The 15203-nt window shown below is 66.5% G+C and carries 16 protein-coding genes and 2 tRNA genes; 14 read left to right on the forward strand and 4 right to left on the reverse strand.

The genetic code is table 11. The features are described 5' to 3' along the window. Nucleotides 1-72 precede the first annotated feature (72 nt). Nucleotides 73-450, forward strand: coding sequence for a cold-shock protein (locus J4H92_RS01640; protein ID WP_208095287.1), 378 nt, complete (start codon nt 73-75; stop codon nt 448-450). Further along, nucleotides 434-1078 (forward strand): DUF3027 domain-containing protein, encoded by a 645-nt coding sequence (locus J4H92_RS01645; protein ID WP_208095288.1) that lies wholly within the window; start codon nt 434-436, stop codon nt 1076-1078. Before J4H92_RS01640 ends, J4H92_RS01645 begins: the two co-directional genes overlap by 17 nt. Nucleotides 1079-1103: 25 nt before the next feature. Here J4H92_RS01645 and serC read toward each other — a convergent pair whose 3' ends face one another. Beyond that, entirely contained in the window at nt 1104-2249 is a 1146-nt protein-coding gene (gene serC / locus J4H92_RS01650; protein ID WP_208095289.1) for a phosphoserine transaminase, read from the reverse strand. A 169-nt stretch (nt 2250-2418) separates the two neighbouring features. Between serC and J4H92_RS01655 the strand changes: the two genes are divergently transcribed. The 8 genes from J4H92_RS01655 (at nt 2419) to J4H92_RS01690 (ending at nt 10086) form a co-directional block, all read left to right on the forward strand. Continuing rightward, nucleotides 2419-3120 carry an iron-dependent transcriptional repressor DtxR gene (locus tag J4H92_RS01655; RefSeq protein WP_208095290.1) on the forward strand — a complete coding sequence of 234 codons (702 nt, stop codon included), beginning with the start codon at nt 2419-2421 and terminating at the stop codon, nt 3118-3120. Nucleotides 3121-3187: 67 nt separating this feature from the next. Continuing rightward, nucleotides 3188-4540, forward strand: coding sequence for an NADP-specific glutamate dehydrogenase (gene gdhA, locus J4H92_RS01660; RefSeq protein ID WP_208095291.1), 1353 nt, complete (start codon nt 3188-3190; stop codon nt 4538-4540). 336 nt (nt 4541-4876) lie between these two features. Further along, nucleotides 4877-5533, forward strand: coding sequence for an NlpC/P60 family protein (locus tag J4H92_RS01665; protein ID WP_208095292.1), 657 nt, complete (start codon nt 4877-4879; stop codon nt 5531-5533). Nucleotides 5534-5609: 76 nt separating this feature from the next. Then, nucleotides 5610-5682: transfer RNA gene (locus tag J4H92_RS01670), tRNA-Arg, on the forward strand. Between the two features lie 1017 nt (nt 5683-6699). Beyond that, nucleotides 6700-7107, forward strand: coding sequence for a hypothetical protein (locus tag J4H92_RS01675; protein WP_208095293.1), 408 nt, complete (start codon nt 6700-6702; stop codon nt 7105-7107). Between the two features lie 68 nt (nt 7108-7175). Then, nucleotides 7176-8480, forward strand: coding sequence for a S1 family peptidase (locus tag J4H92_RS01680; protein ID WP_208095294.1), 1305 nt, complete (start codon nt 7176-7178; stop codon nt 8478-8480). Between the two features lie 681 nt (nt 8481-9161). After that, a complete protein-coding gene (locus J4H92_RS01685; RefSeq protein ID WP_208095295.1) occupies nt 9162-9809 on the forward strand; it encodes a relaxase domain-containing protein in 648 nt (215 codons plus the stop codon). A gap of 31 nt (nt 9810-9840) precedes the next feature. Further along, on the forward strand, nt 9841-10086 hold the full coding sequence (locus tag J4H92_RS01690) for a toxin-antitoxin system YwqK family antitoxin (RefSeq protein WP_208095296.1): 246 nt from the start codon (nt 9841-9843) through the stop codon (nt 10084-10086). A gap of 15 nt (nt 10087-10101) precedes the next feature. Here the strand turns inward: J4H92_RS01690 and J4H92_RS01695 are convergent. Together J4H92_RS01695 and J4H92_RS01700 are read right to left on the reverse strand one after the other, a co-directional pair. Then, nucleotides 10102-10174, reverse strand: a tRNA-Cys gene (locus J4H92_RS01695). Nucleotides 10175-10269: 95 nt separating this feature from the next. Then, complete coding sequence (locus tag J4H92_RS01700) at nt 10270-10725, reverse strand: DUF3817 domain-containing protein (RefSeq protein WP_208095297.1); 456 nt, start codon at nt 10723-10725, stop codon at nt 10270-10272. Between the two features lie 174 nt (nt 10726-10899). On the opposite strand from J4H92_RS01700, the gene J4H92_RS01705 reads away from it, so the two are divergent. The 4 genes from J4H92_RS01705 to J4H92_RS01720 are packed head-to-tail and all read left to right on the forward strand — an operon-like array spanning nt 10900 to nt 14576. Further along, nucleotides 10900-11859 carry a metal ABC transporter substrate-binding protein gene (locus tag J4H92_RS01705; protein WP_208095298.1) on the forward strand — a complete coding sequence of 320 codons (960 nt, stop codon included), beginning with the start codon at nt 10900-10902 and terminating at the stop codon, nt 11857-11859. Beyond that, complete coding sequence (locus J4H92_RS01710; protein WP_208095299.1) at nt 11856-12647, forward strand: metal ABC transporter ATP-binding protein; 792 nt, start codon at nt 11856-11858, stop codon at nt 12645-12647. Before J4H92_RS01705 ends, J4H92_RS01710 begins: the two co-directional genes overlap by 4 nt. 43 nt (nt 12648-12690) lie before the next feature. Beyond that, nucleotides 12691-13647: a metal ABC transporter permease gene (locus tag J4H92_RS01715; protein WP_208095300.1), complete on the forward strand. Its 957-nt coding sequence runs from the start codon at nt 12691-12693 to the stop codon at nt 13645-13647. Further along, a complete protein-coding gene (locus J4H92_RS01720) occupies nt 13644-14576 on the forward strand; it encodes a metal ABC transporter permease (RefSeq protein ID WP_208095301.1) in 933 nt (310 codons plus the stop codon). The genes J4H92_RS01715 and J4H92_RS01720 overlap by 4 nt, the downstream gene beginning before the upstream one ends. Here J4H92_RS01720 and J4H92_RS01725 read toward each other — a convergent pair whose 3' ends face one another. Next, entirely contained in the window at nt 14577-15155 is a 579-nt protein-coding gene (locus J4H92_RS01725) for a bactofilin family protein (protein WP_208095302.1), read from the reverse strand. Nucleotides 15156-15203 lie beyond the last annotated feature (48 nt).

A 15203-nucleotide genomic window follows, 5' to 3' on the forward strand; every position in this document is an offset into this window, starting at 1 on the left:
CTGCCGGGCCTGGGATCTGCGCGTGCGGCGAAGCGATAGACTGGCGGAACGGGCGACAGGAGGGCGCAGGGAATGCCGAGCGGCAAGGTCAGGTTCTACAACGAAGACAAGGGCTTCGGGTTCATCCACGGGGATGACGGGCAGGAAGTGTTCCTGCACGCCTCCGTGCTGCCCCAGGGGGCCGAGGTGCGTCAGGGAACCCGGCTCGAGTACGGCGTGGCGGAGGGCAAGCGCGGTCCCCAGGCGCTCTCGGTCCGCGTGATCGAGACGCCCCGGGCCGTCAAGCGGGACCGGAAGTCCGCCGACGAGATGGCGGTCATCGTCGAGGATCTCGTCGGGCTGCTCGACGGCCTGGGCGAGCGTCTGAAGCAGGGCCACTTCCCGGAGCGGGCGCAGTCGCGCCAGGTCGCGACGATGCTGCGCAGGGTCGCCGATGACTTCGACGTCTGACGCGCCCGCGGTCGAGGCCGGCGAGGCGATCCCGGAACCGGATCCGGCGCTGCTGGGCGCGCGGGATCAGGCCCGTGCCGCCCTGGCCGAGGTGACCGCCCCGGAGACGATCGGCGGCGACGAGGGTCACGAGGTGAACGAGGCCCGCGTGCTGACGCTGTTCTTCGAGTGCCGGCTGCCCGGGTACCCCGGTTGGCGCTGGGCCGCGACTGTGGCGCGCGTCGACGAGGATGCGCCGATCACCGTGCTCGAGGTGGAGCTGCTGCCGGGCGCGGGCGCCGTCGTCGCGCCGGAGTGGGTGCCCTGGTCGGTTCGACTGTCGCAGTACCGGGAGGCGCAGGCGAAGCAGGCGGCCGAGGAGGCCGTCGCGGCCGAGGAGGCGGCGGCCGAGCTGGCCGACGAGGACGAGGTCGATCCGGAGGACGATCTGCTCGAGAACGACTTCAGCGACTTCGACGACGAGATCGACGGGGTCGATATCGACGACGACGACGATGATGATGACGACGACACTGCCGACGACGACGTCGATGAGGACGGCTTCGCCGATATCGACGAGCACGACCTGAACGACGACGATGACGACGACCTCCTGGAGGAGGACGGGGAGTCGTCCGAGGAGGAGTGATCCGGGGTCCGGCGGACCCCGGTCATCAGACCCGCTCGAGCACGTAGTCCAGGCAGTTCGTGAGCGCTCTGACGTCGTCGGGCTCGATGGCGGTGAAGGTGGCGACCCGCAGCTGGTTGCGGCCGAGCTTGCGGTACGGCTCGGTGTCCACCACGCCGTTGGCTCGCAGCGCCGCCGACACCGCCGAGGCGTCGACCGAGTCGTCGAAGTCGATCGTCACCACGACGTTCGAGCGGTGGCTCCGCTCCGCGACGAACGGCGTGGCGGCGGAGGTGCGTTCGGCCCAGTCGTACAGCACCGACGCGCTCTCGGCTGTGCGCGCCGAGGCCCAGGCCAGCCCGCCGTTCTCGTTGATCCAGCGCACCTGCTCGTCCATCAGCGCCAGGGTCGCCAGCGCGGGCGTGTTCAGGGTCTGATCCTTGCGGGAGTTCTCGACCGCCCCGGCGAGGCTCAGCGTGTCGGGGATGTAGCGGCCCGACGCGGCGATCCGCTCGATCCGCTCGATCGCGGCCGGCGACACGAGGGCGAACCACAGGCCGCCGTCGCTCGCGAGGTTCTTCTGCGGGGAGAAGTAGTAGACGTCGGTCTCCGCCGGGTCGAAGTCGAGCCCCCCGGCCCCGCTCGTCGCGTCCACGACCGTGAGCGCGCCGGTGTCGCCGCGCACTCTCCTCACCTCGCTCATCACGCCGGTGGAGGTCTCGTTGTGGGGGTAGGCGTAGACGTCGACGCCCGTTGCGGCCTCGGCCTCGCTCCGGGATCCGGCCGCGGCCTCGCGGATGTCCGGGTCCTCGAGCCAGGGCGCCCGCGCGGCCGCCTTGCCGAACTTCGCCCCGAACTCTCCGAAGGCGAGATGCTGGCTGCGGCGCTCGATCAGCCCGTGCACGGCCGCGTCCCAGAACGAGGTCGCGCCGCCGCCCGCGAGCAGGATCTCGTAGCCGTCGGGCGCGCCGAACAGGGCGGAGAGGCCCGAGCGGACGCTGCCGACGAGGTTCCTGACGGGAGCCTGCCGGTGCGAGGTGCCGAGCACCCCGCCGCGCGCGCCGGATCCGCCCGATCGCCCCGGCTGAAGGGAGGCGAGGAAGTCGAGCTGTTCGTCTCGGACCTTCGACGGCCCGCAGCCGAAGCGTCCGTCGGCGGGCAGCAGGTCAGCGGGGATGGTGATGTCGGCCATGCTCACGATTCTATTCGCTTCCATCCGCTCGATCCCATCCCGCCCATCCCGTTCCCGACCGTCCGGCGCGCGGGTCGGGTCGTCGTGTTCCGTCATCCGGCTCCGCCGAGAGGGGACGAAGGGGCGCGAGGCTGTAGACTGATATCCGGTATCGGCAGGGAAGGTTGCAATGGCAGATCTCATTGACACAACCGAGATGTACCTTCGTACGATCCTCGAACTCGAGGAGGAGGGCATCGTTCCCCTGCGTGCGCGCATCTCGGAGCGCCTGAGCCATTCCGGCCCGACGGTGTCGCAGACCGTGGGCAGGATGGAGCGCGACGGCCTGGTCGTGGTGACCGACGACCGCCATCTCGAGCTGACCGAGGCCGGTCGCACGAAGGCCGTGCAGGTGATGCGCAAGCACCGGCTCGCCGAGCGTCTCCTCGCGGACGTCATCGGGCTCGAGTGGGAGTACGTGCACGAGGAGGCCTGTCGCTGGGAGCACGTCATGAGCGAGCAGGTCGAGCGCAAGCTGATCGACATTCTGGGCCGCCCGACCGAGTCCCCCTACGGCAATCCGATCCCGGGCCTCGAAGAGCTCGGAGCGGGCCCGACCACGGCGTTCCAGGCCGGCGTGGTGAGCGTCAGGAATCTGCTCGCGGAGAGCTTCGAGCCCGTCACCGCGCGCATCCGCCGTCTCGCCGAGCCGGTGCAGGTCGAGCCGGAGCTGTTGAAGCAGCTGGACGAGGCGGGCATCCGCCCCGGGGCGCGGGCGCGGTTCTCCGAGCTCGACGACTATATTCGGGTTGAGGTGGAGCGAGAGGGAGAGGATCCGCTGACGATCGATCTCTCCGCCGAAACGGCCTCGCACATCTTTGTCAACCTGTAAGCTCGGCCCGCACGACCGCTCGGCGACGAGCCGACGTCGGCGGAGCCGATAACCCGAGGAGTCGAGAGTGTCGACCGTCACCCCAGAAGCGCACGTGCGCGCCATCTCCGAGATCGTCGAGCGGCGCAATCCCAATGAGACGGAGTTCCTCCAGGCGGTGCACGAGGTGCTCGACACCCTCACCCCGGTGCTCGCCGAGCATCCGGAGTTCATCGAGGGGGACGTGCTCGATCGCCTCGTGGAGCCGGAGCGGCTGGTGATGTTCCGAGTCCCGTGGGTCGACGACGAGAACCGGGTGCGCGTGAACCGGGGCTATCGCGTGCAGTTCAATTCGGCGCTCGGGCCGTTCAAAGGCGGCCTGCGGTTCCATCCCAGCGTCAACCTCTCGGTGGTGAAGTTCCTCGGCTTCGAGCAGATCTTCAAGAACGCGTTGACCGGTCAGCGCATCGGAGGCGGCAAGGGCGGCGCCGACTTCGATCCGCGCGGCAGGAGCGATCACGAGGTGATGCGCTTCTGCCAGAGCTACATGACCGAGCTCTACCGCTATATCGGCTCGCAGACCGACGTCCCCGCCGGCGACATCGGCGTGGGCGGCCGGGAGATCGGCTATCTGTTCGGTCAGTACCGCCGGCTCACCAACGGGCATGAATCCGGTGTGCTCACCGGCAAGGGCACCGGGTGGGGCGGCGCTGAGGTGCGGACCCAGGCGACGGGCTACGGCGCGGTCTTCTTCGCTCAGGAGATGCTCGCGCGCACCGGCGACGGGCTCGAGGGCCGTCGCGCGATCGTCTCGGGCTCGGGCAACGTGGCGATCTACGTGATCGAGAAGGTGAGCCAGTCGGGCGGCCGTGCGATCACCGCGTCGGATTCGTCGGGATACGTGGTGGACGAGCAGGGCATCGACGTCGAGCTCCTGAAACAGATCAAGGAGGTCGAGCGGGGGCGGATCTCCGAGTACGCCGAGCGCCGGCCCGGATCGAGGTACGTCGCGGGCGGAGCGGTGTGGGAGGTCCCGGGCGATCTCGCGTTCCCCTGCGCGACGCAGAACGAGCTCGGCCTCGAGGGCGCGCGCTCGCTGCTCGACGGGGGCGTGCGCGCGGTGGCCGAGGGGGCGAACATGCCGACCACGCCGGAAGCGGTGGCGCTGCTGCAGCAGTCGGGTGTGCTCTTCGCGCCGGGCAAGGCCGCGAACGCGGGCGGCGTGGCCACCTCCGCGCTCGAGATGAGTCAGAACGCCTCGCGGGATCGCTGGGACTTCGCGCAGAGCGAGGAGCGGCTGCAGCGGATCATGCGCGACGTGCACGCCGCGAGCTACGACGCCTCGGAGCGCTATGGCCGCCCGGGCGACTACGTGCTCGGCGCCAACGCCGCGGGGTTCGTCACGGTCGCCCGCGCGATGCTCGACCAGGGCGTGGTGTAGGGGGCTGTGGACCGTCGTCGCGGCGAGAAACTCTCAATTCAGACTTGAGAGTTCTGCTCGATATCGAACTATTCGATTCTCCTTCGAGCGCGGAATCATGCGGATCTCCGGGCATGCGCGGAATTGCGTCGAGACCGGTGTGACAATTCCGTGATCTTCGGTTAGGCTGGTCACGGTTTTTGGCTCGGAGGGCCGTCTCACCTCGGGTGGGGCGAAGACGTAAGGCATGAGGTACTCGTGATTCAGCATCCCGGCACAGCTCGGACCACCGGAACTGAGGTCGTTCGGCCCGCGGCGCGCTCGTCGAAGAGGACTGCGATCCGCCGCGTCGCCCGCATGGCGGCAGCGGGTGCGGTGAGCTTCGGCATGGTCGGCGTGTTCGCGCTCCCCGCCTACGCGACCCCCGAGACGGAGGGACTGCCCGATGGCTTCGCCCGGGGCGTTCCGCAGACGCTGCTCACCACCCAGGCCGAGGAGCTCGAGCTGCACTCGGACGTCGCCCCCGTCGAGGTCGACGAGGTGATCGCCGAGCGCGAGCAGGAGGCTGAGGAGGCCGCGGAACTCGAGGCCGAGGCCGAGGCCGCAGCTCAGGAGGCCGACGAGGCCGGCGACACCGCCGCCGACGAGAGCGGCACTGCAGAGCCCGGCGAGGACATCCCCGCCGGAAAGGGAGCGCAGGGCATCGTCGATGCCGCGCGCGCCCAGCTGGGAGTGTTCCAGGACTGCACCGCGCTGGTGGAGAAGTCGCTGCGCGCCGTCGGGATCCCCGCCGGCGACCTCGGCACCCAGGTGCACGAGTACACCGCACTCGGCGGGACGGTCGTCACCAGCGGATCCTACGCACCCGGAGACATCCTGATCTGGGCCGGTCGTCACGTGGCCGTCTACATCGGCAACGGCCAGGCCGTTCACGGAGGCTTCGGCGGAAACCAGACGGTGATCGCCAGCGCGTTCATCGACGGCCAGCCCTCCGCGGTCGTCCGCTTCGGCTGAACCGATTCGTCCCGAGTGAAGGCGTCGCCTGCGGCGGCGCCTTTCTCATGCGCGGTTCGCTAGAATCCTTGTGTCCGCCCTGGTAGCTCAGTGGATAGAGCACTTCTCTCCTAAAGAAGGTGTCGGAGGTTCGATTCCTCTCCAGGGCACAAGCTGTTGAGCCGAGCGGAAAGCAAGCTTGCTTGCTCGACCGGGGCGGTTGAAGTCTGTCGAATGGTGCGCAGCACCATGAATACTCGTTTCGCTCGTGCCCTGTCGAGGCGATTCGATGAACCTTGAACGTGGCTTGCGAGCAAGCCACGCGCCGTGACCGCGCAACGCGATGCGTTGCTTTGAGCGGTCGGGCGGGTTCGATTCCTCTCCAGGGCACAAGCTGTTGACTCAAAGAATCCCTGGTCAGATGCCATTTATGACCCATGTTTTCTTTCGCATCAAGGTCATGAAGATGTCGGCGTAGGGCAAACATGGGGCAAACCGTTGCTCGACGCGAGGCGGATCGAGGCTTGCCACAGCTCGAGCGTCACCTGCTGTGCAGCCGCCTCCGTCTTCTCCGGCATCGCAGACGACATCATGCTGACCGTCGCGAATGTCGCCACCAGTCCCGCCGACAGAGCCCCACCGACACCGCCGCAGCACCGTCGGCCGGCACGGGGTGCGGCGTGTCGGCCCCGTGCTCGGTGAGACGGGAGAGATCCAGCCCGCAGTTCTGGCACAGGGACGCTGGATCACCCTCGGTGAGAAGGTTCACGTACGCGCAGAACGGACACCGGGCCAGAGAAGAGGAGGGAGGGGGAGTCGTCATGCCTCACGATCGAGTGCCGGGCGCACAGCGGGGAAGAACGAGAGAGCTCGACCGCTACCAATTTCACGGCCTCCACTCCAGCACTCAGCCATCCCAACCGACACCGCCCCTGCGTCGCACTTCGGTCTCTCAGTTCCGCCGGCTTCCCGCCGCCACTATGTTCTCCAGCTCCATTCCATTTCGCTGGAGTTTCTCCTTGCACCACTGGCATTCGGGGTTTCCCGCGTCCCGCGTTCCGTGACACCAACGTGGTCTGAAGTTCATGTCTCATTCACGGTGGTCCCTGGCCTTCCGCATGGACTCGCGTTATCATTTGGCTCACTGGTAATTATCAGGCTAGGGCTAGTGCTTAGGAGCTAGGCAAATGAAGATTCAGCCCGCCACGTTGTACGGAGCCCTTGCCCTTTTTGTTCTCGGCAGCGCCACTGGGTGCAGTGCGAGCGTAGAGGCGCAAACGGATGAGCCTACTGCGTCTGCTCAAGTAGAGTTCGCGACGCATCCGCCTCAGATTGCTAGACCGGATATGGCAAACAACGGAACTCTCCTTGTCGAAGATCTCTGCGTGTATCTCAAGGATGAATCGGGAAAGAAGGTGCTCCCGATCTTCGAAGTAGACGCTGTGCGCTGGAGTGGAGATTCTCTGGTTTACGAGGGCGTTAGCTACCGCGACGGCGACAAGATCCGGCTTACAGGAAGTTATTCAGAGAAGCTGCCGCGGGATGCAACCGTGCCACCCCAGTGCGAACAGCCCGGCCGTTTCGTCATCGCCTAGGCACAAAGGACTGGAGAGATCCATCGTGAAAAAAGAAGACTTCTATAGGCTTTATCGCAGTACTGGCGATGATCACACTTCCTTATGCGGGAGGACCAGCCTACAGTGAGGAACCTAAGCCTTGGCAAGGCACGTCTTTCACCATCGGAAACACCGTTCCCAAGCTATCAAAGTTGACGGTTAAGGGAATAGGGAAGCTCCACATTCCTAAACTAGAGGAACTTGAAGAGTCAGACCGGTCCGACATAGTTGCACTTGCGGGAAAAGCAGGTCTTTCTTCAGAGGAGTATGTCCCTATTGCCAAGCGACACGAGGCTTTCTCGAGCGTGATCGACTATATCTGGGATGAGTTCCCAGAAAAATACGTCACTTCAGCATGGCCGGACAAGCAATCCCCGCCCACGGTGACGCTCACCGGATCCCCAAACGACGAGATCATTTCCAAACTGCAGCAATTGCCCTTTGACGTCGAGGTGCGCTTTGGAGCTCGGCTGAGCTTTGAAGAACTCGAATCACTGTCCGGAAAAGCTGTCGAAGCAGTAGTGAAAACCGCAGGAACGGCGGTCGAGGCAAACTCAATAATCGGAGATGACGCACAGAGCATCATCGTCACGTACGCCGCAAAGGATGCAAGCGAGGACAATGGTGCTGAACGCTTGATGCTTGAGGAACGAGCCCTTGGGAGAAATCTAGACGTTCTGAGCATGGACGAGCTTCCCACAACAATTAGCTTCGTGTCAGATCCTTACACGATTGAGCGAGTGCAGCCGGAAGTTGATGTGTGGGGAGGTCAAATACTTACGAAGCTTGTAAATGGAGGCGTGCATTGCACTACGGGATTCTCGGCAGTGCGGAACGGGGTGAGGGGCATCGTTACGGCAAATCACTGTAGGCCTAACACTATTTACTACCGGGGGCTGTCAGGAGTCATTTCCTTCGTTGCACGCGGAGAGACCGATAGTAACGGACAGTATGACTTGAAGTTCTACCGCACCAACAGTGGACACACTACAAGCGCAAGGTTCCGGGCAGACTCAGGAGATGACATTCGAACGGTTGTGGGTACATCCAACCCGGCCGTAGACGACCCGGTATGCAATTACGGGCGAGCCACGAAGAAGAAGGACTGCTCGTGGGTTCAAGTTATCAATCGATGCTTCGTCTACGACGGTGAAAGAACCTATTGCGGTATTGCCGTGACTTTTGACTACATCACCAAGGGTGGAAACAGTGGTGGACCTTGGTTCCGAAACAACACCGCCAAGGGGATCCACGCGGGCAGAGTGAAGTATGGCATCTTCCCTGAACGAAGCATGTTTACCCGGATTGGCGCGGTTAGCAGTCGGCTCGATTCCACCGTGCTAAAAGGATAACGAACTGATTGCACGGGTTTCGACCTTTGACCTTGGACGTGCTGAATCCAACTTATGGCTGGAGGGAGTGTGATCCATAGATTAAATGACGAGACCCGGCGGCGGCCCCTTCTGATCTTTCATGTGCGAAGCATTCATTGGGCTGCACCCCGAGACCCATAATGCTCTGACCAGGGACAAGAGCGGTCACGAGGACGCGGATTCGGGGCGCCGAAGTAGGAGCGGCTGTTATGAGAGGACCTCAATGATGTATTTGATCTCGCGCGTGAGCTCGACGCCTACCGCTCCGACTACTGCCACGTCGGCCTACGCGATGCCATGTGTAGCATCAGTTCGAAGCGAGGCTCCGGCAGTCGCGCGGCCTCGCCCATCCGGCTGCGCCAGCTGACGGAGGCGACCCGGCGGCGACGATACTGCGTGCCGCCTGCCGGACGCGCGCAGCACGCTCCGGTGCCGCAGGTACCAGGCGGTCCGTATGGCAGCCGTCGCCGCCTCCGCCAAGCTCGGGCCCGCATGGGCCCAGGCCTCCGGACTGGCGCCCACAAGTACGGACCAGATCAGCACGAGCAGGGCGGTCGTCGGGGCGCGTTGCCTGCGCGCAAGGCACCGAGCTACGGGGTCCGAGAGTACGTCGAGGGTTAGCTGCTCCACGTATGGAGTAGTGTCCGGAGAAATTGGCTCGTGCACGCCAGCCGCACAAGATCGTCCCGAGCCGGGGGACGACGCGCGGTGCTGACGGTGGCGCTGATCGGCGCGAACCGGAACGCCTGGGGCTACCTGCTGGAGACGGTCGCTGACGAGCACACTCTCGATCGGGCCGAGGGCAAGGCGGCGTACTACATGGCTGGAGGCACCCCGCCAGGTGTCTGGGTCGGGACCGGTCTCACGGATCTCGGCCTCCCCGAGGGAGCCGACGTCGCAGAGGGGCACCTGGTCGCACTGTTCGGTGAGGGGGTGCATCCGATCACCGGGGCGACGCTCGGACGGAGATTCAACACGCCCACCCCGCTCGAGGAACGCATCAGGGCACGCATCCAGGCCGCGGCCGCGGATCCGGTGAACCGTGATCTGAGCCGTGAGGAGTTCCAGCAACTCGGAGACCGGATCCGTCAGGAAGAGACTGAGAATCCGGTGCCGCAGTCGGTGGCGGGGTTCGAGTTCGTCTTCTCGCCGCCGAAGAGCGTGTCGGCGTGGTGGGTGCTCGCGGATCCGCAGCACAAACACAGGATCCGTGCCGCGCATCTGATCCGCAGCATCAGGAGCACTCCCATCGGCGATGCGTCAGCTCGTGCGTCACACGCCCCCCGGGTCGAGCGCGGAGGCTCTTGACACTCGAGCGAGTTCCGCGAAGAGTGGATCCATGCCCGAGAAGAAGACCGAGATCATCGGCGGCTACACGATCAAGTACCATGCGAACGGCGCCACCCGCTGGTCCAAGGGGAAGATCCTCGACGGCGAACCCGAGGGCTACTGGGAATGGTATCGGGTCGACGGCACGCTGAAGCGCTCGGGACATTTCGAGGCGGGCGAGCCGGTCGGCGAGTGGATCACCTACGACCGGGACGGTGAGCCCTACAAGACCACGCAGCGGGGCCGCCGCCCGTAGGGCGCTCGATCATCGACGCGGTGGCAGGGATCGAACCTGCTGCCCTACCGGTTTGCAGCCGGTGGCCGGGCCTCCCCGGATCACCGCGATGCCCCCAACGTACGCGCCGAGCCTGCGGCGGGCCAGGATGTTACCCGCGGTGACGTCGGTCGGGTGGGCGGATGCCGGTGCGACCGCACCGCGCTACGACTTCTGGACGGGCGGGCCGAGCCACAGCAGCACGAGGAACACGACGGCGACCAGCGCGACCAGCAGCAGCACCGCGGTTCGCGGCCGACGCAGCACCCACGCCTGCACGGCTTCCGGGAACCCTTCGGGATTCTCTCCACCGGGCCTGAGACGCCAACGGCCCTCGAGCAGCCGCCTCCGCGCGAGGACGATCTCGAATGGCACCGTCGCGAACGGGATGACCGCGAGAAGAAGCCCGATCGCTCCGACGGGCCATCTCCACCGCTGATTCACCCACACGAACACGGTGACGACGCAGTAGGCCAGGAACACGAACCCGTGAAGGCCGCCGGCGAGAGGAACCGCTGAATCGGTCACATCGGCGGCCCGGAGAACGAGCGCCGTGATCAGACCGGCCCAGGTGACGGCCTCTGCCGTGGCGAAGGAGCGAAACAGCGCTTTGGGGGTCACGGTGATCGACTCTATCGAAGCGCCGGTCGAAGAATCTGGGTCGCGACGCACGCGCGCTCAGCATGGCGAGTACGATCGTCAGTGGTTTGCAACTACGTCTAGACGAACATATAATATTCATGTGTTGAAACTCTCGCCGCAGCGGCGGCGAGGCGAGGAAGGCAGGAGAATCGCATGGGGATCGGCAGACGCGCGGTCGCGATCGGGCTCGCCCTGCTCGCCGCGTGCTCCCTCGCGGGCTGCGCGGCGGAGACGGGCGAGGTCGGCGGGACGGCGGGGAACGGCGACGCACCTCTCGCGATCTACGCGACGACCGGCTACCTCGCGGATGCCGCGGCCAACCTCGCCCCGGAGGCCGAGATCACCACGATGGTGGGTCCCGGCGGAGATCCGCACACCTATCAGCCCTCGACGAAGGACATCGAGGCGATGCTCGACGCCGACGTCGTGCTGTGGAACGGGCTCCACCTCGAGGCGCAGATGATCGACCAGCTCGAGAGCCTCGGAGACGCGCAGCTCGCGGTCGGGGACCGGCTGCCCGAGGATCTCCTGCTCGACTGGCCGGAGACCGACGACCAGGGCAACCCCCTGCACGATCCGCACATCTGGAACAGTCCCGAGGCCTGGTCGCTCGCGGTCGGCATGATCGCCGACAAGCTCGCCGAGATCGACCCGGCCGGCGAAGGGGAGTACCGCGAGAACGCCGACGCCTATCAGGACGGCATCGCGGAAGCGGCCGCCGACGCCACGGCGGTGCTCGAGAGCATACCCGCGCCGCGGATCCTCATCACCGGGCACGACGCGTTCAACTACTTCGGCGCGACCTTCGGCCTCGACGTCCACGCGACCGACTTCGTCTCCACCGAGGCGGCGCTCAGCGCCGAGGAGCTCTCCGATCTCGCCGGGTTGATCGCCGACAACCGGGTGCCGGTGATCTTCCAGGACAACCAGGCGAATCCGCAGGCCATCACCAGCCTGAAGGAGGCCGTCCGCTCCCTGGGCTGGCAGGTCGAGATCTCCGATGAGGAGCTCTACGCGGACTCGCTCGGCGCCGAACCCGGCGTCGACACCTACCTGGGCGTCTTCGAGCACAACGCTCGAGTCGTCGCAGCAGCGCTCGGAGCCGCGCGATGACGGTTCCTCCCCTCGTGTCGGCGGCGGATCCGGGTGCGTCGGATCCGCCGCCGCACGCCTGCCGCACGCGGAACCTCTCGGTCGCGTATCGTTCCGAACCCGTCCTGCGCAGCGTCGACTTCGCGGTCCCCGAGGGCGTGGTGATGGGCATCGTCGGCCCGAACGGTGCCGGCAAGTCGACGCTGATCAAAGCGATGCTGGGGCTGGTGAAGCCCCTCGCGGGCGCGAGCGAGTTCTTCGGGCAGCCGCTCCCGAGCGTGCGACGGCGCGTCGGGTACATGCCCCAGTCGACGAGCGTCGACTGGGATTTCCCGACCACGGTGCTCGACGTCGTCACGATGGGGACCTACGGCTCCCTGGGCTGGATCCGCCGCCCCGGCCGAGCGGAGCGCGCTCGCGCCCTCGCCGCACTCGAGCAGACCGGGATCCCGGATCTCGCCCGGCGGCAGATCGGCGAACTCTCGGGCGGGCAACGGCAGCGCGTCTTCCTCGCCCGCGCGCTCGTGCAGGCGCCGGATCTCTACTTCATGGACGAGCCCTTCCAGGGGATCGACGCGAGGAGCCAGCAGGCCATCGTCACCGTGCTGCACGAGCTCCGGGCGCAGGGCAGGACGGTGGTCCTCGTGCACCACGACCTCGCGACGGTGCGGGAGTACTGCGACCACGTCACCCTGCTCAACCGCCGCATCGTGGCCTCCGGCCCCGTGGACGAGGCGTTCACCCCCGACCGCATCCGCGCCGCCTACGAGGTCACCGCGGACGACGACTTCCTCCCGTTCGTCGCGTGAGCCCGGTCCATGCCCAGGAGCAGAGATTGAGCGCCGACGCCCGATGAACCCCATCGACTTCCTCGACAACCACACCTACCGCATGGTGCTCTTCGGCACGACCGTCATCGGGCTCGTCGCCGGCGCGCTGGGCAGCTTCGCCTATCTGCGCAAGCAGTCCCTCATCAGCGACGTCATCTCCCACGCCGCCCTGCCCGGCACCCTGCTCGCGTTCCTCGCGGCCGCGGTGGTCCTCGGCACGGACGGAAGGAACATGATCGGTCTGATCATCGGCGCGGTCCTGATCGGCACGCTCGCGGTCTTCTTCGCGAACGGGGTGGCGCGTGCGTCGAAGATCCGCATCGACACCGCCATGGCCGTCTCCCTGACGATCTTCTTCGGCGCCGGCATGCTGCTGATGCGCGTCATCACGAACGGATCCTTCCCGGGCAAGGGAGGGATACAGGACTACCTCTTCGGCAACGCCTCGGTCATCACGGTCGCCGACCTCACCACCAGCATCGTCGTCGGGGCGCTCGCGCTCCTGATCATGCTCGTGTTCTGGAAGGAGTTCGCGCTGCGCACCTTCGACCCGGACCACTCCACGGTCCTCGGCTTCCGGGCGCGCACGATCGACACCCTCATGTTCACGACCATCGTGATCGCCACGGTGATCGGGGTGAAGGCCGTCGGGCTGGTGCTGATGGTCGCGTTCGTCGTCACCCCGCCCGCCGCGGCCCGCCAGTGGGTGCGGACGCTCCCCGGCATGGTGCTCCTCTCCGCGGCGTTCGGCGCGCTCGGCAGCGGCATCGGAGCCTATCTCTCGATCGCGCTCGGACGGGTGCCCACGGGACCGCTGATCGTCCTCACGCTCTTCGCGATCTTCCTCGTCTCGCTGCTGTGCTCGCCGCGGCGCAGCATCATCACGCGGCTCGTCTCCCGGAGCCGGGCGCGGGCCGCGCTCAGGCGCGAGCTCATCGGAGGCGGCGGCGGGCACGGCGGGGAGGAGGGCGCCCGATGAGCTTCGTCCTCGGCACCACGCTCCTCGCGGTCGTCACCGCGCTCGCCTGCGCGATCCCGGGCGCCTTCGTCGTGCTGCGCCGCAACTCGATGCTGGTCGACGCGATCAGCCACGCCGTGCTGCCCGGGATCGTCGTCGGCTACTTCTTCACGCGCGATCTCGACTCCCCGGTGCTGATCCTCGGCGCGGCGCTCGCGGGTCTGCTCGTGGTCCTGGGCAGCGAATGGCTCTCCCGCACCGGCCTGCTCACCGGGGATGCGCCGCAGGGCCTCGTGTTCCCGGCGCTGTTCAGCGTCGGCGTGATCCTGGTGACCCTGAACTTCGCGAACGTGCACCTCGACACCCACGCCGTGCTGGTCGGGGATCTCAATCTCGCCGCGTTCGAGCAGCTCGTGGTCGACGGGGTCGCCCTGGGCCCCGCCTACCTGTACCTCATGCTGGGCGTGCTCGTCCTGAACCTCGCGTTCCTCGCGCTGTTCTATCCGAAGCTGAAGATCACGACGTTCGACGCCCGGTTCGCCGCGACGGCCGGGCTGCGCGTCGGGCTGCTGAACACCGCCTTCATGTTCCTCGTCTCGCTGACGGTCACCGCAGCGTTCCATGCGGCGGGCGCGATCCTCGTGATCGCGCTCGTCGTCGTGCCGGGCGCGACCGCCTATCTGCTCAGCAGGCGGCTTCCCGTGATGATCGCGCTCACCGCCGGAATCGCGGCCGCGGGCGCGGTCGCGGGATTCTGGATCGCCTACGCGCTCGACGCCGCCACCTCCGCCGGCATGGCCGTGTTCTACGGCGCGCTGTTCGTCATCGTGTTCGTCTGCGTGCGGATCGCCCGGGCGAGACTGCTGAGACGCGGGAACGGCCCGGGCCTCGGAGCAGCGGCCGAGGCCGCCGATCCGAGGCCCGAGCCGTCCGCCCGGGCCGAGCGGTGATCAGCGCTTGCGGATGATCTTGCCCTTGCCGCCCTCGCTCACGTTGCCCTCGATCTTGGCGCCGCGGTAGAGGGTGAGGTTGCCGCTGCTCCGCTCGGTGACGTTGCCGTCGACCTTGGCGCGGTACACGCGCAGGTGGCCGGAGCCGCCCTCGCGGACGTTGCCGTCGACCTCGGCGCCCTTGCGGATGATCAGGGATCCCTTCCCCTTCTCCGTGGCGTTGCCGTCGACGTCGCCCCAGATCTCGAGGCTGCCGCTGCCGTTCTCCGTGGCGTTGCCGTCGACGTCGCCGTAGATCTTCACGCTGCCCGAGCCGCTCTCGGTGATGTTGCCGTCGACGTCGCCGCCTCGCTTGACGATGACGGAGCCCTTGCCGACCTGGCGGACGTTGCCGTCGACCTCGCCGTAGACGACCACGTTGCCGTTCCGCACGGTGAGATTGCCGTCGATCGTCTGGCCGGCGCGCACCGTGTAGTTGCCGGTGCGGTTCACGTTGTCATCTGCGAACGCCGTGGTGGGGACCGCGGTGGCGATGAGCGCCGCCGCTGCGGCTCCGGCGAGAATACTGCGGGTCTTCATGTTCTGCTCCTTCGGTTGCAGGTCCTTCGATTTCCTGGGCATCTGCAA

Source organism: Leucobacter weissii, from assembly GCF_017565745.1.
Classification (GTDB): domain Bacteria; phylum Actinomycetota; class Actinomycetes; order Actinomycetales; family Microbacteriaceae; genus Leucobacter; species Leucobacter weissii.